Origin of the sequence: Carboxylicivirga sediminis, from assembly GCF_018156225.1 — a bacterium.
Classification (GTDB): domain Bacteria; phylum Bacteroidota; class Bacteroidia; order Bacteroidales; family Marinilabiliaceae; genus Carboxylicivirga; species Carboxylicivirga sediminis.
Map to the genome: position 1 here is coordinate 43497 of NZ_JAGTAR010000005.1, position 21950 is coordinate 65446.

Consider the following 21950-nt stretch of genomic DNA (forward strand, 5'->3'; position numbering starts at 1 on the left):
CTTTTGATTAAAACTTAACATTTACAGTAAAACCATAAGAAGTTGTAGAAGGCACATTGTATAAGTTATAACCTTGTGCGTTACCTGTACCCCATGTTTGATTCGGATCAATATCCTTAGCATCTTCATCACGATAGATGAAGAACAGGTTATAGGCATTGAAGTTAAGACTAAGCCCCTTGATAAAGAAGTTAGGATCTAACTTAAAGTTGTAACCTAAGCTTAACTCACGCAAACGAACATTAGTAGCATCAACCACCCAAGGCTCACCATAGTTGGCTAATCCACCCCAGTAAGCTTGTGCATTCATCAATACTGTAGTTGGGTTACCATTCGCATCAACACCTGATACTTCAACTCCATTTTCGCGGTATTCCAATGTATTCTCTGTGATACCTTTAGCGGTAAGAGCTCCTTTTGTGGCATTCATCACATCTCCACCAATTTTACCATCGATTAATGCTCTGAAATTAAAACGCTTATATGAGAAAGTGTTTAACCATCCGAATGTAGCATCAGGTGTAAAGTTACCTAACTCAACACGCTCATTACCTGGCAAGAAACCATTATTCCCCAGTTGATACTCTCCATCAACTTTAGCTGGCATACCCATGATAACACCGTAACCGTTTTTACCTTTGTTGGCTACAATTTGCACACCACCTACTATGTTTCCTAAATCTGCTAACACTTGGGTATCTAATCCTTCAGCCAACTCTTTAACTTCTGTTACATTCTTAGCCAGAGTTAGAGTCGTTTCCCATTCAAAAGAACCTGTTTGCACTGGAATGCCTCCTAACGACACCTCGAAACCACGGTTAACCACATCACCACCATTCAGGTATTTATTCACATACCCGGTAGCCGACGACACTTTAGTTGTGAACAGCTGGTTTTTTGTAGATTGAGTATAGTAGTTAAAATCAGCGAATATACGATTATTAAATGCTCTGAAATCAACTCCAAATTCCATAGACCCAGTTCTTTCTGGCTTTAAATTAGGTACTCCTGGAGTTCCGTCTACATCCATTAATGGAATGCCGTTATGGTCTAACAATGGATTAACACCAAACGTTGTTGCTAAACGGTAAGGGTCAGAATCATTACCTACCTCAGCATATCCTACACGTACCTTTAACAGGTTCACATTATTTAGTTCAAGTACTTCATTAAGCAAAATACTTGTAGAAACAGCAGGATAGAAATATGAACGGTTCTCTTCAGGTAGTGTTGAACTCCAGTCGTTACGGAAAGATGCATCTAAGTATAAGAAGTTCTTATAGCCAAGGTTTAATGTAGCATAGGCCGAATTAACCTGCTTTTCATAGATATTGTAGCTGGCATTCTTATTCAGGTAGTTTTGGATATTCCAGAAACCATTCGATATCACATCGTCACCACGGTTATAAGTTACATTACTCTGGTTTTTCATGATATTACCACCAACATTAAATCCAAAATCTAACTCACCAAAGCGATTGTTATAGCTCAATAAGGCATCAAAATTTGACTCACGTCGCTTATATTGGTTCATAATCCACTGACCGGTGCTGTTTTGCTTATGGCCTAAATTATAGCGTTCTTCAATTGAGTTATCAGTATAGTCGGTACCTGCTCTAACAAAACCTGATAAATGCTCAGTAATATCAAAGTCTAACTTTACAAAACCAATTAAACGATCTTTTTTATTAATCATGTTATCGTGTAGCGTAGTCCAATATGGATTCATTTGCGTTCCGATGAATGGATCGTTAGGCGAGTTGTTAAAATTGTATCTCTTCAACTCATTTAAATTTGTATTTCGAGGAAGTGTAAATAAGCCATAAACAGCATTGCTACTTCCTTCACCTAACCAAGTACCACCTTCAATCTCCTGATTGATGTAGTTTGCTTTAGCATCAACACGTAACCAGTCGGCTAAATCATATTGTGTTCTGATATTAAAGTTGTGACGTGTTTGCTCATTACCTGGCACGATACCATTCCCATATAAATTAGTATATGAGAAACGAGATGATCCGTTTTCACCGCCTTTAGTTAGAGCGATGGTATTGGTCGTTTTGAATCCAGTTTCGAAGAAATCTTTAATATTATCAGGCTGAGGCGAATAAGTCAGGTTATCCTGAAATTCACTCCATGAAGGCAGGCTTTGCCCATCCATAGCAGGGCCCCAGCTATCATCAGTTACAGTAGTTGAATACGTTGGTACATTATTAACGTAGCTACCTTGCCCGTATTTATTCTGAACTTTTGGTAAATACTGCTCTCCAACAACATCAAACATATTAGAACTTGAAATTTCAACACCTAGTCCCTGTCCTTTTTTACCTGATTTAGTAGTAATAATAATAGCACCATTCTGAGCACGAGATCCATATAAAGCTGCAGCATTTGGGCCTTTTAATACTGTTACACTTTCTATATCATCAGGGTTGATATCCATTGAACCTGAACCAAAGTCTTTCCTATCCCAAACACCGGCAGACTCTTCAACTGTAGAGTTATTAACCGGCACACCATCAACAACATATAATGGCTGGTTATTACCTGAGATAGAGCTATTACCACGTAAAACCACACGATTTGACGAACCTAAACCTCCTTGAGCTGACCCAAGGTCTAAACCAGCTACCTTACCTTGCATAGAGCTAAGCACATCACTACCAGCTGCAGCTTGAATCTCTTCACTGTCTACTTTAGACACGCCGTAACCTAGTGATTTCTCTTCGCGCTTAATACCTAAAGCCGTTACAACCACACCCTCCATTTCGATGGATTCGGGCTGAAGAGCAATATTAAGGGTTGTTTCATTACCAACTGTTATCTCCTGTGCTTTCATTCCAACAAACGAGAATGATACCACAGAACCTGTTGGTGCTGTAATTGTATAGTTACCGTCAATATCGGTAATAGTACCGTTGGTAGTACCTTTTTGAACGACTGAAACACCCGGTATTGGCATTCCATCCTCGGCACCTGTAACGGTACCATTAATTGTAACATCCTGGGCAAATGCCATCCCTACTGATAGAAGTAGCATGATAGCTCCCATTAGTCCTCTCTGAAACCAGTTAAATCTTCTTTTCATAAAGAGTTTAATTTTGGAATTAGTTAATGTATTATTAAATAAATGTGAGTAGCAGCAACAGGGTTAGCATGAGAATTAAGAGTACAATCAGCACGCTCCGTATTAGAAAATACCGGCGTGCCTCATGTTTAATACTCGATGGTTTATCTCTATTGCTCATTGTCAATTTCATGACAACAAAACTATCAGCACAGAGGTGAGAAGAATTAAACAGATGTTGTAAATAATAGAACTTTTAACACTTGCATTGTACTATTGTATCCTTATTGTACTATTGTTGCACAAACTGATATTTAAGCACTTAAAAAGTGTTCTTTTTTAGATAAAATATTAGAAATTGACTGCGTCTGATGACTTTATTGAATAAAAAAAGGTGAACAGTAGTGCTCACCTTTTGAAAAAATATATACTTTGTATCAATTCTGAACCACTCCTATCAGATTGTGCTCCTCACCCTGGGCTTCAATACCAGTAATTTTGACTGTATAGAGCCTATTTCGCTCCAGTGACTGATTGATTTTTACAGGCACATAATACTCACCATAGCCTTTGGAGTAGCCATCTTTTACAGTATCGACCAATACATGTAGCTGCTCGCCAATGAACTGTTGACGGTAGTTGATTTTTGAATCATTGGCTGCCTGGCGTAACTCTTCGCTTCGCAAGGTTTTGTCCTGCTCTGGCACAACATTACTCATACGGGCTGCACGGGTGTCCTCCCGTTTTGAGTATTTGAAAGTATGCACATGCCCAAAACTCAGTTCCTCTACCGCATCAAGCGATTTTTGAAAGTCAGCTTCCGTTTCTCCGGGAAAGCCCACAATAATATCGGTTGTAATATTAAATCGAGGATCAATCTCGCGCAGGCGCTCAACTATTCGTTTATACAATTTATAGGTGTACATCCGGCGCATTTGCAGTAAAACCGACTCGGAGGCACTCTGCAGACACAGGTGCAGGTGCGGTGTTATTTTAGGATGCTTCAGCAGCTCAAAAAATTCCTCATCAAAGCTGTCAGGCTCAATGGAAGAAATACGCACTCTGAAATCGAGCTTGATGTCAACTATTTGCTTTAACAAAGCAGAAAAACCAATACCATTGTAATTATAGCGGCTGATATTAACGCCTGTAATAACTACTTCTTTATAGCCGAAGCCAACTACTTGCCGGATATTCTCCAATATATCTTCAACCGGACGACTCACAGCCCTCCCCCTTACTTTGGGAATGATACAGAATGTGCAGTAGTTATCGCAACCATCCTGAATTTTTATCATGCTGCGGGTATGAAATGTTTCAGCAGCAGGTGCATAATCAAATACACCACCTACATTCTGGTTACTTGGCAGTATCTCTTTATTGTAATGAGCTTCAACCAGCTGTGGGATGGTACTCTTCTGCTGATTATCCACCACATACGCATTGGGATAGCGTTTCTCCAACTGCTCTTTATGATTATTGGCCATGCAACCGGTAATCACCAGCATACCTGTATGCCCATGATTGAGGGCATTATTGACCACATACCTCGACTTTTGATCACTCTGGTTAGTAACGGTGCAGGTATTGACAATAAACACATCGGTATCTTTGCTGTTCTCAACCACCTCATAGCCTAAACCCACAAATTTGGAAGCCAGCGCATCAGTTTCAAACTGATTCAGGCGGCAGCCCAATGTTTTAAATCCTATTCGCTTTTTCATTACTATCCAACCTTTGCTGCTACCTCCACCAATTCACCTTCCACCGAAAAGTTGCTGGCCGATGTAATTTTCACATCCACTATCTGGCCAATCAAGGTCCTGTTATCCGATTCGAAACGAACGGTAATCTTCCCTTCTGTCTGTCCACTTAAATAGCCGCTTTTCCGATCGGTATCGCGCACAAGCACTGGAAAAACCTGTCCAACCATAGCCTCATTGTACGCGCCGGATACTTCTCCTAAATCTTCCGATAACAAAGCCAGTCGTTCTTTCTTAATTTTCAGGTCTACATCGTCGGGCCAGCTATAAGAGGCAGCTCCCGGACGTTTCGAATACATGGCAATGTAGGCCATATTGTATTGAAACTCCTTCAGTGCCTTACGCGTATTCTGAAACTGCTCTTCCGTTTCACCCGAGAAGCCCACAATAATATCAGTAAACAGGGTGGCCTGTGGAATTAATTCACGGATGGCATCCACCGATTCACGGTATTTCTTAACCGAATGCTTTCGGTTCATCTTAATCAGCACCTTATCATCACCCGATTGGATGGGCAGGTGAATCTGCTTGGCCAGGCAATCATATCTGGCAATCACCTCAATCACTTCGCGGCTCATATCTCGCGGATGCGGCGATGTGAAATACACCCAAAAACGGTGATTACTGGCCGCTCCTATCTGCCCTATTTCATCAAGTAACTGCGCAAATGTTATCTCTTCACCTTTCTTATCGAGGCCATATGAATTCACATTTTGGCCCAGTAGCGTGATAGATTTATAGCCTTTCTCTACCAGATTTTTAACCTCGTCAATAATTTCATGCGATGGGCGGCTTACTTCACGGCCTCGTGTATAGGGTACAGCACAAAAGGAGCAAAATTTATCGCAGCCATTCTGAATAGGTATGAACGCTTCAAAAGCACTATTATACTTCGGTTTCACCTGCCAAAAAAAATTAATCTCCTCCTTCGGATTAAGATTATCGCGCTCTAATCCAGCTGGTGTTGTTATGCCATATTGCGAAAGCATCTGAGGCAATTGCGGCAACTCTCTCATGGCAAAAACAATGTCGAAGAGTTTTAGAAACTTGGTTTTATCAGCCGGCAAAATACAACCACTAATAAATGTTATCAGGTTTTGTGAAGCCTTCCGTTTATTCCAAAGAGCTATCTTTGAATAAACCTTATCAATGGCCTTCTGACGCACCGAGCACGCTAATATACCAATGATATTGGCTTCTGACTCATTGTCCGTCCATTGAGCACCCATCCCATCCAATACTCGTTTTACACGTTCACTATCAGATTGATTCATCTGACAGCCCAATGTTACTAAATGATATTTCACTATTTAAATACTTATCTATTATTGTCAATTTAAGCTGATAACTACTGGCTGACAGCTGATAGCCATTTACAAATTGCCTATCTTATTTCCCAGTAGTATAACCCAACTACCTTTTTACTCCTCTCTTATCTCTACTGACTACTGACTACTGACTACTGACTACTACCTAGAAATAGACTTCAGCATGTATATTATCAGTGCTCACCCCCTGCTCTTCCAAAATATCATATACATCATGGATCATATTACAGTTACCACATAAGTAGTAATGAGCATCAGCACCAAAGTGGTTAGCTTTAAGATAGTCGGTTACCCGTCCGTTGAATGTGCCTTTATCTTCCTGAGATGTACATAAAACATACTTATCTTTGTCATAGGCCTCTGACTCATAAGCCTCACTGGCATATTTAACACCATGCAACAGCGTGTAGTTTTCTGCCTTACCGCTTAATACAAAACTATGAAAGGGTGAAACGCCTGTTCCACTGGCAATAAATACATATTTTTGGGTTTGCGGTAAATCCTTATTGATGGTAAAATAACCCACAGGCTCTTCAACAACCACATAACCACCTTTCTGCAATTTTTTCAAACTGGGCGAAACCAATCCATTCTCCACTTCCTTTACCAGAATCTCAATGTATTCATCCTGTTCAGCACTATAAATAGAGTACTCCCTGGTATGTATCCCATTTGGAGGCCCTACACATACATGCTGACCGGCTTCAAATTCCAAATCTTTTTTCTCAATACGTAAAACAAATGTACTATCCGTCAGGTGACGAATATCCAATATCTCGTGCAAGTCTGTCTTAATTTTATTGGCTGCCGGAACTCCTTTTCCCATAACTCTATTCTATTCTTTTTAAAGTTTAATTTTCCCTTTGTTGGTCGATTGATATAATCACCCCACAATTAACAGGTCAAAACGTGTTTTGGTTTAATAAAAAACACCTTTAGGTCTGATATTATAAGAATCATATTACTACAGCTACCATTAAATAGCTTTTGAAAGTCAAAAAATTAGCACGGAAAATATTTCGAAAGAGCTCATTTAAGTATCATAAGAAAAACAATGCTCTTTATTTTTTATATCTTCACCACTCTTAAAAATACCGTCCATGCTGCGTTTATATATATTAGGCACCATCTTATTCGTATTGCTGTTTTCGATAAAGGCCCAATACTCACAATATGGCTTTAATGGCCTGGATACGGAGAATGGCCTTAGCAATAACTCTGTGAATGGCATTCTGCAGGACAGTCGTGGTTATATGTGGTTCAGCACCTATTATGGTCTTAACCGTTATAATGGTTATGACATTAAAACCTATTTCAGCACTACAGATAAGGAAACAAGCCTGACAAGTAATTTCATCACTCAGCTGCTTGAAGATAATGACGGTAACATTTGGGTAGGCACAAAGTTTGGTTTAAATAAATACGATAAAGACACGGAGAGCTTTACGCGCTATTGGGCTGATGATGAGCAACCGGCCGCCTTAACCAATAATCAGATTGGTGCCTTACTGCTCGATAGTCGGGGGCAAATGTGGGTTGGTACCATGGGTGGAGGATTACATTATTACCATAAGCAAATAGACGGTTTTTCATGCTTCTCACAAAACGACACCATTGATACTTATATAAACACCATTTCGGCCATTACCGAAGGCTATAACGGTGAACTATGGATTGGAACCTATGGCAATGGTCTGAGCATGTTTAATCCTAAAGAACACTTCTTTATCAATTTTGAATTTCCAACGATGCAAATTAACTCATTGTTAGATGATGGGAACGGAAGCATCTGGATTGCGACTGATAACATGGGTTTGTACCGGTTCGATAAAGAGATGAAGGTTTATGAGCGCTTCGACATGAAAGGAAGCAAGGTTAAAACCAACCTGAACATCATTCTCTCTCTGACACTCGATAAGGACGGCACCATATTGGCGGCCGTAGATGGTGGAGGTATTATTAGCATCGATCCTATACATAAGGAAGTTATTAACAACAGGAATCAGAACAGTGCTTTCGAACAACTCGATACCAAAGCTGTCTTCTCGGTATATATTGATAGTAATGGACTCTATTGGGTAGGCACAATAGGCAAAGGCGTGCGCATTATCAATATGGATCGTAACCGTTTTCAGCACTTTACTCACCAGGCGCTGAACCCACAAAGCATCAGCGACAATACTATCCTTTCGTTACTTGAGGACTCTAAAGGACGCATATGGGTGGGTACAGACGGAGGCGGTCTTAATTTATTTGACGTCACAAAAGAAACATTCAGAAGTTACAATCAGCTATCTTCTAACTTAAAAAGCAACGTAATCAAGCGTATATACGAAGACGATAAACAAAACATATGGCTGGGGACCTATGGCAGCGGCCTGGCCCACCTCAACGAAACCACCAATGAATTAATCACCTATAATCCAAGCAATATAATAGACAATGAGGCTATCTCCATTTCTGTCTGGTCCATCACTCAACAAAAAAAAGACAAACTATGGATTGGTACATTGGGCAATGGTCTGTACGAATTTGACATCAATCAAAAAACCTTTATCCACTTAAAAGATGTATACCCCGAATTGAATGAGGTAATGAATGATTACATCCTGAGTTTATTTGTTGATTCACAAAAAAACCTATGGATTGGGACCAGTAATGGCATCTATGTGTGGTTAAATAATGAAAAGAAATACATCAGGTACCTGTTTGATCGTATTAACGATAGTGGTGTAGGTAAGAACGCCATACTAAGCATAAAAGAAACCAGTGACGGACAAATATGGATTGGTTCAAATGGTGGTGGTATTTTCAAAATCGACCCTGACAATGGTGATATTGCAAACCTCACTATTAACGACGGGCTGGCACAAGAGCAGGTGTATGATATCCTTGAAGTCGATAGCCAGAACATTTGGTTTGCTACACACGGTGGATTAACCAAATACGAGATTGAAACTGGTCGTTTCCAAAACTATGACACCCGTGATGGTTTGCTGGGTAGTACATTTAACAGCCTTTTGTATTCCAACAATGGCAAGTTAATGGTGGGTGGTGTAAAGGGCCTAAATGTATTTGACCCGAATGTGATTAAGGTTAACGACAATGTACCCAAGGTACTGTTAGCTGAATTATACATTAACAATACACCTGTAAAAGCTGGCGAAGAAGACAGCCCGCTTTCACACAATATAGCCGATACCAAAGAAATAGTTCTGAACCATAACCAGACAAACATCGGCATAGAATTCGTCGCCATTAACTACTTTATATCGGAAAAGAACTCTTACAGCTACGTGCTTGAAAATACTTCAGAGGAATGGAGTAAAGCATCATCTAACCGACTGGTGAAATACAATAACCTCAAGCCCGGCGACTATACCTTTAAAGTGAAAGCCGCCAATAACGATGGCGTATGGAGCAACTCCGAAACCAGCTTGAAAATCAAAGTACTGGCTCCCTGGTGGAAACGCTGGTATGCTTATGTTGCTTATTTCCTAATCATTGGTGGGGTAATGTATGCCTATATACGTTATACAGTATTATGGATTGACCTTAGGAGAAAGCTAGAATTTGAGGTTATGGAGCGCGAAAAGATTAAAGAACTGAACCAGATGCGCTTGCAGTTTTTCACCAATATATCGCATGAGTTCCGCACCCCACTAACCTTGATTTCAGGACCACTTGAGACATTAAAGAGCAAGCTATCACTCAACAGCGATGACGAAAAACTTTTTAGCATAGCTCATAAAAACACAAACCTGCTATTACGCTTAATTAACCAGGTAATGGATTTCAGAAAGGTAGAAACCGGCTCAATGGCACTGAATATAAAAACCGGTGATATAATCGCCTGCATCAAAGAGTATGGCGAATCTTTCAGGTACATGGCGGCTGAGCGTAATATGAGTTTTAGCATTCAAAGCAACATAGATGAGCTCAATATCCAGTTCGATGAAGACATAATTGAGAAGGTAGTCTATAACCTACTCTCAAATGCTTTTAAATATGGAAAAGAGCAAGGCCATGTTTCATTGAACATGCAGCTAACACAGAATGCCGTTATTGAACACCAGCAACTGCTAATTAAAGTAAACGATGATGGCATCGGTATCGATAGTGATACGCCTGAAGAAGTATTTAAACAATACAAACGCTTCAAACATGAGAATAAAGCAGTAGCAGGTACGGGTATTGGACTGGCCTTAACCAAATCGCTCGTCCAGCTGCACGGCGGAACAATTTCTGTGGATTCTGCCAAAAACAAGGGCACCACTTTTACTGTTGCATTACCAGTTGTTAATACAGGCATTCAGCAACATACTGATTTACCAGTCAATGAAACATTTATTGAGAAAGCGGAACCCACCACCGTTAAAAAGGCAACTCAGGATAATGAAGATAAACAAAAGTATCAGCTGCTTATTGTTGATGACAATCAGCAGGTTGTTGACTTTTTGACGTCGGTACTGCAAGAGCGCTACCGGGTTAAGAGTGCTAACAATGGGCAGCAAGCCTTTGATTTGCTCAAAAAACGAACTTTTGATCTCGTCATATCTGATGTAATGATGCCTGTAATGGATGGCATTGAATTATGTATGCAAATCAAATCTGACCTGCAAACGAGCCATATTCCGGTTATTTTACTGACGGCCAAAACATCGGTTGAAAATAAAATAGAAGGTCTAAATACAGGTGCTGACGCCTATGTACCAAAGCCATTTAACCCTGAGCTGTTAAAAGCCTACATTGATAACTTGCTAAAGAGCAGAGAGAAGCTTAAAGAGATCTTCACTGGCAATGCTATTATTTTACCATCTGAGATTACCAGTACGTCCGTAGATGAAACCTTTATAACAAAGGCCATTGATATTGTCAAAGCAAATATGGAAGATGAAAGCTTTGGCGTTGAGGAGTTAGGTAATGAACTGGCTATGAGTCGCAGTAACCTTCACCGCAAAATAAAGGCATTAACCGGCAAATCAACCACTGACTTTATTAGAACTATCCGCCTGAAAGAAGCAGCTGCGAAACTTATAAGCAGTGATGATCAGATTAGTGAGATAGCCTATAAAGTAGGTTTTAATAGCAGCTCGTACTTTATTAAAAGCTTTAAAAAGGAATTTAGTATGTCGCCCGGGCAATACAAACAAGCTCATCAGCGCTGGAACTAGCTACCCAAAAAATCTGTTGATAAATAAATAAGTAAATTTGTAACCTTGGCACAACATCTGCAGTAAAGCAAACAGAATCATAAGGAAACACTATATTATTGATGCACATATTCACAACCGGCATTTTCTTATCATTTGTTGGACTGGTAAGCATAATGCCATTTAAGCTCCTTTATGGGCTATCAAATTTTGCAGCCCTGATTATGGGTAAATTAGTCAAGTATCGCCATAAAGTGATATTTGAAAACCTTCATCAGGCATTCCCAGAAAAATCACCTGCTGAAATTGAAGCAATTGCCAAGGGATTCTATCGAAACCTTACTGATAACCTGTTAGAAAGCTTCAAAGCGTTTTCGATGAAACGCTCCTCAATAGTAAAACGGCATAAAATACATAATCCTGAGTTACTGGAACCTCTGCTAAATAAATACAATGGCGTGATTGGCGTTACCGCACATTATGCCAACTGGGAATGGGGCAGTCAATCGGGCAGCCTACAATGCAACAACCAGTTTGCAGCCCTGTACAAGCCTCTCAAGAACAAATACATTAACAAGATACTTAAGCGAAGTAGGGTAAAATGCGGCACCGAACTGGTGTCTATCTACGAAACATCAGATTTGTTTGAGAGATCTATGAATAAAAAATGTGTTTACCTGATGGCGGCCGACCAGAGTCCGGCAAATGGTAAGCAACTTGATAATGCCTTCTGGTTTGATTTTTTCAATCGGCCAACGGCCTTCTTATACGGACCTGAAAAATATGCCAGAAAATATAATTACCCGGTAGTTTACATCGATATTCAGCGCGTTAAGAGAGGCTATTACGAGGTCACACTATCAACACTTACCGAAACACCAAACGAGTTAAACGAAGGAGAAATAACGCGTCTATACAAAGACAAAGTGGAGGAAGTAATTACAGCCAAGCCTGAAGATTGGTTGTGGTCACACCGCAGATGGAAACGTTCGCCAAAACAATAAATATATCGCCATGAAGGAAAATCATATAGCCAGAATGCTCCGTAGCAGAGCTGATAAATACACCACTCGTGAAGTATTTCGTTACAAAAATGACGAATCTTATCAATCAATAGACTGGCAAACATTTAAAGAGCAATCCGAGCAAATTGCTAAGTTCCTTCTAGCCAAAAAAGCAACAACAGGCAGCAATATTGGCATATACAGTCAAAACAGACCTCAATGGACCATCAGCGACTTAGCCATACTCTCCATCAGGTCAGTGGTGGTACCGCTCTACCCCACTGCTACTTTTGAGCAGTTAAAATACATTATTGACGAAACAGGGATGGAAATGCTGTTTGTTGGTGATGATGAGCAACTGGTGAATGCACAAAAAGCGTTAGATGAAACCAGCAGTTTAAAGTACGTGGTTACTTTTAACTGCAACGCCAATAATGATGAACGCATATTTACTTTTGAACAAATACTAGAAACGAATTGTGAAGAGCAGACTACACAACTTTATAGTCAATTAGAAGAAGGCCAAGCTGATGATTTGGCAACAATAATTTATACTTCGGGCACAACAGGCGAACCCAAAGGCGTAATGTTGCACCACAGCCATTTTATGCACTCGTTTAAAATACATGATCAAAGACTAAGCTTATCTGAGAACGATGTGTCAATGTGCTTTTTGCCCCTAAGCCATGTTTTTGAACGTACCTGGACCTATTATCTGCTTCACTGCGGCGGAACCAATGTCTATAACGTCAATCCTAAGGCGATTATTGAGGAACTGCCAAAGGTCAGTCCAACGGTTATGTGTGTGGTACCTCGTTTTTTTGAGAAAACATATGATGCCATTCAACAAACAGCCGACAGGTGGCCTCAATGGCAAAAAAACGTATTTAACTGGGCTATTAAAACCGGTCAGTCGTATATTGAGTATGAAAAAGACAATCGAACTGCGCCTTTCAGTCTGTCTGTCAAAAGGCGCATTGCCAATGCGCTTGTATACAAAAAAATCAAACAGGTATTTGGCGGCAATATCCGCTTTATGCCTTGTGCCGGTTCAGCATTAAATAACTTTCTGTTGCGCTTTTTCCATAGCATAGGCTTACACATCTGCTATGGGTATGGCACTACAGAAACAACTGCCACCGTTTCGTGTATGCCTAATCAGAACTACGATTTTGATTATACCGGAGATATCATGCCCGATATTGAAGTAAAAATCAATGAGGAGAACATGATACTGGTAAAAGGAGAAACAGTATTCTCGGGTTATTACAAGAAACCAGAACAAACTGCAGAAGTATTAAAGGATGGCTGGTATTACACGGGCGATCAGGGCTCTATTCCTCAGCCAGGCAAGTTGCATATGACCGAACGCATCAAGGATATCATAAAAACATCAACTGGCAAGTATATTTCGCCACAGAAAATAGAATTGGAGCTCTCTAAAAGTAAGTTTATTGAGCAAATATGCATTATAGGTGACAACCGTAAATACCTTACTGCGCTCATTGTGCCTACTTATCCGGCTATTGAAAAACTGGCTAACTCTGAAAACATTAAGGCTGAGAATATGGCTGTTTTACTTGCAGAACCATTTATCTACAAACTCATTGAAAAGGAAATAGCCAAATGCCAGACCCACTTACCAAGGCACGAGCATGTAATTAAGTTTCACTTGCTTCCTGAACCATTCAGTATCGACAATTCAATGCTTACCAACTCACTAAAAGTGAGAAGAAAGCAGGTAAACCAGATTTATAGCGATACGATTGAAGCCATGTATTAATAGGATTCAACTTTCGGGTGAGTAAGTGCCGAAGGCGACGAAATTTTTATTCCGGCGCCTTACCTCGACACTCTTTTATCTTACCCCAATAAATCCTTAATATCGTCGATGGTAAGGTTCTTCATGATGGCCTCATCCGTTTGAACGATATCGCCGGCTACTTTCTTTTTACGTTCCTGCAGCTTCAATATCTTTTCCTCAACTGTATCGCGGCAAATCATGCGATAAGCAAACACCTTCTTATCCTGCCCAATGCGATAACAGCGGTCAATAGCCTGATTTTCCACCGCCGGGTTCCACCATGGATCGATAATATACACATAGTCAGCAGCCGTCAGGTTAAGACCTGTTCCTCCAGCCTTGAGGCTAATAAGGAATACGCGCAATTCATCATTGGTCTGAAAGTTATTGACCGATTGTTCGCGCTGCTTGGTTGAGCTTTTACCATCAAGGTATTCAAAATCAATGCTTCGTCGGCTCAGTTCATCCTTAATTAATCCCAGCATCTTCACAAACTGTGAGAAGATAAGTATTTTATGGTTCGCTGTCTTATCAGTGATGTGCTGCACAATCTCTTTGATTTTCACCGATTCAGTTACATCAAAATTGCTACCCTTCACCAGCTGTGGCGAGTCGCAAATCTGACGCAAGCGGGTTAAGGCTTCGAGCACCATCAGTTTACTTTTGCCAATGCCCTCGTCCTTCACTTTACCAATCAGCTGGTCGCGGAACTGATTGCGATAGGCATCATACACCTTACGCTGTGCAGTATCCATTTCACAAAAGATAACATCCTCTGTTTTAGGTGGCAACTCTGAAGCCACTTTCTCCTTGGTACGGCGCAACACAAAGGGATTAATCAGCTTCTGCAGTTCATTACCTATCAACTCATCACCATCTTTATCAATGGCATTGGCAAAACCTTCCTTAAACCCAGAAACAGACCCCAGAAATCCGCGATTCACAAAGCTCATTTGCGCATATAAATCAAAAGTACTATTTTCAATGGGTGTACCTGTCATCGCCAATCGACCTTTGGCTTTCAGCAGACTGGCTGCCTTAAATCGTCTTGATGCCGGGTTTTTGATAGCCTGCGATTCATCCAGCACTATATAATTGAACTGATAGTCTTTCAGCAGCTCAATATCGCGCAGTAATATGCCATAGCTGGTAAATACAATGTCATAATCGTCAAACAAGCGAGTATCATTCACCCTGTCGACGCCGTAATGATAGTATGCACGAAGTTTTGGCGCAAACTTACGTATTTCATTCTCCCAGTTGAACAGCAGCGTAGTAGGCACAATAATGAGGTTAGTAGTTGAATCGCGCTCCACCACCTGCTGCAGGAACGTAAGCACCTGCAAGGTTTTTCCCAATCCCATATCATCGGCCAGGATACCACCCCACTGCATCTCGTGCAGGAAATTAAGCCAGTTAACACCCTCTTTCTGATAGTGGCGCAGCTCAGCACTAATGGATGAAGGCACCTCAGTAGCCTCAATCTGTGTAAACGCCGCCAAGCGTCGGCGCTTCTCGGCCAATTCTTCCACAACAGTCGCATCCTCTATATTATCAAATAGCTCATCAATAATGGAAAAGCGCAGTTTAGAAACCGATAGCTGTTCCCCATTCACTTCTCCATGCCTGAAGTATCGCTCGAAACGATGAAACCATTCTGAAGGCAGCACACCTACTGATCCATCGGCCAACTGAATAAAGCGCTGCTTATTCATCACTGCCTTACGAATCTCACTAAGCTTCACCACGTTGTCCCCAAAACTCACATTAATTTGAATATCAAACCAATCCTGACCCGAGCTAATGGTCGTAGAAATCTTACCCTTATGCGGCGAGTATTTAAAACTCTTAAGCTCTTTCAAACCATATACCTCGATATTATTATGCTGCAGCGCATCAAAAAATCGATAAAACCACATATCGTGGCTAAACTCGTTATAGTGCAGATGAAACACCTTGCTGCTCTTTTGCGCTTCAAACCTGGGATGAAGCGTAGATAGTTGTTCTGCAAAATCATCCTCCAACTCAAAGTTGCGCTTGTACTGTATGGTTTTATCATCCTCCTCAATAAGGATGTTTCCATTGGTAGTGAGTTTAACCGATACTCCATGGTGGTATTCCACCTGAGGGGTGATAATCAGGTGATGATCGCGTTCAGACAAAAACACTTGCTTCTTTTTAAAATCCAGTTCAGCCGTTTCAAGGACGTAAATTCCCTTATCAAACTCCATATCGAAGCTATGTGCCAGTGGTTTTATCACTTGCTCAAAGAACAGGTCTTTATGCGTCTTCACCATCTTAATGGGCTCATTGTGCTCTACAATCAGCTTAGCCACCCGATAATCCTTGGTGACATAATAGGCGCCATCAATCACATAAATAAATTGCCCAGAGAGTTCAGTATTAATGGTATCAATTGCTAAAGTTCGGTCACCAATTCGCAGCTTAGGATTCAGGTACACAAATGTGTCATCCTCTTTCACCTCATAAAAAGCATCAATGGGCTCAGCTGCAATCTCAATCGGCTCCAAATCGGCACGGCGCAGCTTATAATTATTCGATGGGTTAATGTACACATGCTTTTCTTGTGCCAGCAACTCCATTATTCGCTTATGCACAATAAATAAATCAGATGCTTTGATGGGCGCATTGCATTCATCAATTAGCTCCAGCAATTCTTTCTGATGCTCACTGATTGTTAGCAGGTAATCTTCGTGCATGCCATCATACTCGGCAATGTGCGAACTCAGGGCATCACGCTTTTTATTGGGTTTACCAATGATTGGCGTCAATTCAATAACGTAGTTGTCACTGAAATAGGTTTTAGTGGTACGCAACTCAAGTACAAAGCCCATTTCGCGCTCCTGCTTCTGTACTTCCTCCTGTGTTTCCAGATGGAATGTCTCTACATCAATTTCGTGTAAAATCTGGTCGACTATGTGCTTTTCATCAGGCTGTACTGGTATCAGTCCTTTTGCAAAATCAGTTTGCTTAGCCACCAATCCCAGCTTTTCATCAAAACCAATGGTAAAATAGGTATCGAACTGGCCGGAGGTAATACCATGCTTCTGCAGTGTTTCTGTCTTCACCCCTTCCAGGCTGTTTTTAAAAACTCTCTTGAGAATATCCGGGCTGGCAGATCGGGCAAACTTAAGCAAACAAACCACCTCAGGTTCGGTGAGCGATTGCAGGTTGGTTTTCTCTTCAGGTGAAATATACACCTTATCATCAATGTAACTAAAAACAAGCCTGGCGTGTTTTTTAAAATTCTGATCCAACTCCACTATGAGCTTATTGTCGCGCACAATCAATTCAGAAATATAGCTTACCTGGTAGCTGTAAGATACAGCACTCAGCACCGAGTAGGTGGTATTCTCCTTCACAAACGACTCGGTGATACGCTCGAAAGAGGGCAGTTCAAAGCCCAATACCGAACGCCCCGAGACAGCACGCTGGCTGGATTGCTCTTCGCGCTTATCAAAGCCCATCTGAATATTGCCATCTATATCAGCTATAAACAGTAGAGCAGCAATCGTGTGTACACAAAACCGACCGCCAATATAAGAACAGTTACACATGGTCTCTATCTGGCGCTGATTCAGGTTACGAATCTGCACCTTGTGCATTTTTGTATCCTTCACCGAAAAAATCCAGTTATCCAGTGCTTTCTGGTAGAGCTGTAACGACACCTTGCCCTCCTTATAAAGATTGGTGCCCGCACTACTTATATCGTTTGATGTATAAAAGTCTATTGCATCACTAATGTATTCTCTCACGCTTTCCGCCATAATCCTTTTTCAATTTGAAAAGTGCTAATCCGCAAAAATACTAACAGTAACGCAAATATCAGCAATGAAAAATGGGGTATTTCATTGCTAAAAACATATCTAACTGAATCTCTGAGCATAAAAAAACAACACACGCCTGTACAAGAAATGAATCAATGCAGTACTTGCGTTGGTATATTCAGGCAATATTTAGTAGTAACTATAAACAACATATAGGAACTAGTCCGTTTTGAAACTCACAAACAGGTATCATTTTTAGCTACAGAAATGAAAAAACCTGTCAGGCATTAAAATCCTGACAGGTTCACTATAAAACACTATATTTTAGTTCTATTTATCTTAGCTCTGAGCTTCAATCCATTTACGGGCATTTACAAAAGCCTCAATCCATGGTGATACCTCATCTCCTTTTCTGTAGGCCGGGTAGTAGCCCCACTGCCATGGGAAGATGGCACGCTCCAGGTGAGGCATCATCGCAAGATGACGGCCATCATTAGAGCAAATAGCTGCCGTGTTATAATCGCTACCGTTTGGATTAGCCGGATATGTTTCATGCACATATTTACCTACAATATTGTATTGCTCTTCGGCATAAGGCAATTGGTATTTTCCTTCACCGTGAGCTACCCAAACACCCAGTTTGCTACCCGATAATGACCTAAGCATCACTGTATTGTTTTGCGGAATCTCCATGTTCAGGAAGATAGACTCAAACTTGTGTGAGTTATTGTGTAGCATCTTAGGCTGCTGCTCATGCTCTGGATACACCAAGCCCAGCTCAACCATCAGCTGACAACCATTACAGATACCTAAACTCAGTGTATCCTTGCGGGCATAAAAATTATCTAGTGCCTTTTTCGCCTGAGGATTGTAAAGGAAAGCACCAGCCCATCCTTTGGCCGACCCTAATACGTCACTGTTTGAGAATCCACCCACAAACACAATCATATTCACATCTTCGAGCGTTTCACGACCCGCTATAAGGTCAGTCATATGAACATCTTTTACGTCCATACCAGCCAGGAACATGCTGTAGGCCATCTCGCGATCGCCGTTCACACCTTTCTCACGGATGATGGCTGCCTTTATACCTGAGCGCTCTTTTCGATCCAATGCCAGGTTCCACTGATCTAACTGACCGGTGAAAGCCGTTGGGAAATTGTAATCCAATGCATGGTTGGCATAGTTGTCAAAGCGCTCCATAGCCAAAGCTTCTCCACTCTGCTTGCGGTCCAGCAAATAAGATGTTTTGTACCAGTCGTTACGGTACTTATCAATGTCAAGTGATAATGTTTTGCCATGATTTTCGATGATCAGCTCACGTGATTCAATTGGCTGTCCCAATTCACTAAACTGAATGCCATTAGCTTCCAAAACAGTGGCCACTTCAGTCAAATCTTTCACTTGAATAACCACGCCCGGATTTTCGCTGAACAGCAACTTAATCAGGTCTTTTTCTTCGTAATCATTTAGGTTCACCTTCGCACCGAATGATGTATTTGCAAAATTCATCTCCAGTAATGCTGTTACCAAACCACCAGCTGACACGTCATGACCGGCCAATACCAGACCTTTATTAATCAGCTCCTGAATAGCATTGAATCCATTCTTGAAATACTCGGCATCTGTTACTGTTGGTGCTTCGGCTCCAAGCTTGTTAACCACCTGAGCAAATGAGCTACCTCCTAATTTCAGACTGTCAAACGACAGGTCAATATGTAATAAATGCGTATCCGTATCTTTTACCAATACAGGCTCAACAATCTTTTTAATGTCGTTCACCTCACCGGCACCAGAGATGATAACAGTTCCGGGACTGTAAACCAAATCCCCATCTTTGTACTTCTGTGTCATCGACAGTGAATCTTTACCGGTTGGAATGTTAATTCCCAACTCAACACTGAAATCACTTACCGCTTCAACAGCGCGGTACAAACGACTGTCTTCACCCTTATTTTTACAAGGCCACATCCAGTTGGCACTTAAAGAAACACCGTTTAACCCATGCGTAAGCGGTGCCCACACCAAGTTGGTTAATGCCTCAGCTACTGACACAACAGCTCCTGCAGCAGGATCTACCAAACCAATGGCTGGCGCATGACCAATAGAGGTAGCAATACCTTTCTCTCCTTTAAAATCAATGGCACAAGCCCCAAGGTTATTTAATGGCAATTGCAACTCACCGGCACATTGCTGCTTCGCCACTTTACCGGTAACCGAGCGATCCACTTTATTAGTCAACCAATCTTTACAGGCAACAGCTTCCAACTGCAACACATCGCTGATGTATTTTTCTACTTGTGTTGTTTCATACTCTACAGCTTCAAATTGCTCATCCGCTGTTTCGTCATTCATGATGGTTTTTGGCGGATTACCGAACATATCGGCCAGCTGCCAGTCGATTGGCGCATTGCCTTTATCATCTTCGAACTTAAAGTGCATATCACCGGTCGTTTCACCCACCTCGTAGAATGGCGCACGCTCACGAGCCGAAATGTTTTTCAGGTTCTCAATATCCTTATCTTTCAACACCAATCCCATTCGCTCCTGCGATTCGTTACCAGCAATCTCTTTCGATGATAATGTTGGGTCACCAACAGGTAATTTATCCAGATGAATAGTACCACCGGTCGTCTCAACCAACTCCGATAAACAGTTCAGGTGACCACCTGCACCGTGGTCATGAATCGAAACAATTGGGTTGTCATCCGATTCGGCCAATGCACGAATGGCATTCATGGCACGCTTCTGCATCTCAGGGTTTGAACGCTGTACAGCATTTAGCTCAATAGAGTTATCAAATTCACCGGTAGCCACTGATGAAACTGCTCCACCACCCATACCAATGCGGTAGTTATCGCCACCTAAGATTACTACTTTATCACCTTTCTCTGGATCATTCTTTAGGGCGTGCTCTTTACGACCAAAACCTATACCGCCGGCCAGCATGATTACCTTATCGAAGGCAAATTTCTTTTGGTTTTCGAAATGCTCAAAAGTAAGTACCGAACCACAAATCATGGGCTGGCCAAACTTATTTCCAAAATCAGATGCGCCGTTAGAAGCTTTGACCAAAATCTCTTCTGGCGTTTGATACAACCATGGACGAGCTGGAATATCTTGCTCCCACGAGCGACCTTCCTCAGAACGTGAGTAAGAAGTCATGTAAACCGCAGTACCTGCCAATGGCAATGAACCGCGCCCACCGGCTAATCGATCTCTTATTTCACCTCCACTACCAGTTGCAGCACCATTGAAAGGCTCAACAGTAGTTGGGAAATTATGTGTTTCGGCCTTTAACGAAAGAACCGTATCAATATCTTTTGTTTCGAAGAAATCAGCCGTATCCTGACGACCTGGAGCAAACTGCATCGCTTTAGGACCTTCAATAAATGCTACATTATCTTTATAGGCTGAAACAATATAATTAGGATGCTCTTTTGAAGTGCGCTTAATTAATTGAAATAAAGAGCTCTCTTTCTCTTCGCCATCAATGATGAAAACACCGTTGAAAATTTTATGCCGGCAGTGCTCTGAATTAACCTGAGAAAACCCAAACACCTCACTATCTGTTAGTTTCCGACCCAAGCGCTCACTTAAGCCATTCAAATAGTCAATCTCATCTTCACTCAAGGCCAATCCTTCCTGCACGTTGTAAGCTGCAATATCTTCAATGTGCACAATTGGCTCAGGCTGCTTGTCAATAGTAAATATTGAATCATCCAAGCCCTTGTACATAGCCTGAAGCATTGGATCGAATTCTGCTTTTTCAGAATCAACTTCAAAAAACTCTTCCACACGAGTAATACCATCTACACCCATGTTTTGAGTAATTTCTACAGCATTTGTACTCCATGGAGTAATCATTTCCTTACGAGGACCAACAAAAAAGCCTTCTAAAGTTTTACTTTCAGAAAGCTTTGCCCCGCTAAATAGCCACTCTAATTTACTGATGTTTTCAGATGAAAGTTCGGCTTGCGTTCCTACCGCAATAATCTGCTTGGAGTTTCCCTTAAAAAACAGAACCATGAATGAATGTTTTG

The 21950-nt window shown here is 41.2% G+C and carries 9 protein-coding genes; 3 read left to right on the forward strand and 6 right to left on the reverse strand.

Going from position 1 to position 21950, the window contains the following annotated elements; translation table 11 throughout:
* Positions 1 to 7: 7 nt before the first annotated feature.
* The 4 genes from KDU71_RS04815 to KDU71_RS04830 all read right to left on the reverse strand — a co-directional run bounded on the left by KDU71_RS04815 (position 8) and on the right by KDU71_RS04830 (position 6984).
* A complete protein-coding gene (locus KDU71_RS04815; protein WP_212188777.1) occupies positions 8 to 3088 on the reverse strand; it encodes a SusC/RagA family TonB-linked outer membrane protein in 3081 nt (1026 codons plus the stop codon).
* A 416-nt stretch (positions 3089 to 3504) separates the two neighbouring features.
* Positions 3505 to 4791 (reverse strand): tRNA (N(6)-L-threonylcarbamoyladenosine(37)-C(2))-methylthiotransferase MtaB, encoded by a 1287-nt coding sequence (mtaB, locus tag KDU71_RS04820; RefSeq protein WP_212188778.1) that lies wholly within the window; start codon positions 4789 to 4791, stop codon positions 3505 to 3507.
* Between the two features lie 2 nt (positions 4792 to 4793).
* Complete coding sequence (gene miaB, locus KDU71_RS04825; RefSeq protein ID WP_212188779.1) at positions 4794 to 6137, reverse strand: tRNA (N6-isopentenyl adenosine(37)-C2)-methylthiotransferase MiaB; 1344 nt, start codon at positions 6135 to 6137, stop codon at positions 4794 to 4796.
* 166 nt (positions 6138 to 6303) lie between these two features.
* The gene (locus KDU71_RS04830) at positions 6304 to 6984 is read right to left on the reverse strand and encodes an FAD-binding oxidoreductase (RefSeq protein ID WP_212188780.1); all 681 of its coding nucleotides are present in this window, start codon (positions 6982 to 6984) and stop codon (positions 6304 to 6306) included.
* A gap of 274 nt (positions 6985 to 7258) precedes the next feature.
* On the opposite strand from KDU71_RS04830, the gene KDU71_RS04835 reads away from it, so the two are divergent.
* The 3 genes from KDU71_RS04835 (at position 7259) to KDU71_RS04845 (ending at position 14098) form a co-directional block, all read left to right on the forward strand.
* The gene (locus KDU71_RS04835; protein ID WP_212188781.1) at positions 7259 to 11332 is read left to right on the forward strand and encodes a hybrid sensor histidine kinase/response regulator transcription factor; all 4074 of its coding nucleotides are present in this window, start codon (positions 7259 to 7261) and stop codon (positions 11330 to 11332) included.
* A gap of 101 nt (positions 11333 to 11433) precedes the next feature.
* Positions 11434 to 12315, forward strand: coding sequence for a lysophospholipid acyltransferase family protein (locus KDU71_RS04840; protein WP_212188782.1), 882 nt, complete (start codon positions 11434 to 11436; stop codon positions 12313 to 12315).
* A 10-nt stretch (positions 12316 to 12325) separates the two neighbouring features.
* On the forward strand, positions 12326 to 14098 hold the full coding sequence (locus KDU71_RS04845) for an AMP-dependent synthetase/ligase (RefSeq protein ID WP_212188783.1): 1773 nt from the start codon (positions 12326 to 12328) through the stop codon (positions 14096 to 14098).
* Between the two features lie 80 nt (positions 14099 to 14178).
* Here KDU71_RS04845 and KDU71_RS04850 read toward each other — a convergent pair whose 3' ends face one another.
* Both KDU71_RS04850 and purL read right to left on the reverse strand, forming a co-directional pair.
* Positions 14179 to 17907 carry a DEAD/DEAH box helicase gene (locus KDU71_RS04850; RefSeq protein WP_212188784.1) on the reverse strand — a complete coding sequence of 1243 codons (3729 nt, stop codon included), beginning with the start codon at positions 17905 to 17907 and terminating at the stop codon, positions 14179 to 14181.
* 339 nt (positions 17908 to 18246) lie between these two features.
* A complete protein-coding gene (purL, locus tag KDU71_RS04855; protein WP_212188785.1) occupies positions 18247 to 21936 on the reverse strand; it encodes a phosphoribosylformylglycinamidine synthase in 3690 nt (1229 codons plus the stop codon).
* Positions 21937 to 21950: the final 14 nt, after the last annotated feature.

Coding starts and splice junctions, on each gene's coding strand:
- KDU71_RS04815 (WP_212188777.1), bottom strand. CDS start 3,088: ATGAAAAGAAGATTTAACTGGTTTCAGAGAGGACTAATGGGAGCTATC.
- mtaB (WP_212188778.1), bottom strand. CDS start 4,791: ATGAAAAAGCGAATAGGATTTAAAACATTGGGCTGCCGCCTGAATCAG.
- KDU71_RS04830 (WP_212188780.1), bottom strand. CDS start 6,984: ATGGGAAAAGGAGTTCCGGCAGCCAATAAAATTAAGACAGACTTGCAC.
- KDU71_RS04835 (WP_212188781.1), top strand. CDS start 7,259: ATGCTGCGTTTATATATATTAGGCACCATCTTATTCGTATTGCTGTTT.
- KDU71_RS04840 (WP_212188782.1), top strand. CDS start 11,434: ATGCACATATTCACAACCGGCATTTTCTTATCATTTGTTGGACTGGTA.
- KDU71_RS04845 (WP_212188783.1), top strand. CDS start 12,326: ATGAAGGAAAATCATATAGCCAGAATGCTCCGTAGCAGAGCTGATAAA.
- KDU71_RS04850 (WP_212188784.1), bottom strand. CDS start 17,907: ATGGCGGAAAGCGTGAGAGAATACATTAGTGATGCAATAGACTTTTAT.
- purL (WP_212188785.1), bottom strand. CDS start 21,936: ATGGTTCTGTTTTTTAAGGGAAACTCCAAGCAGATTATTGCGGTAGGA.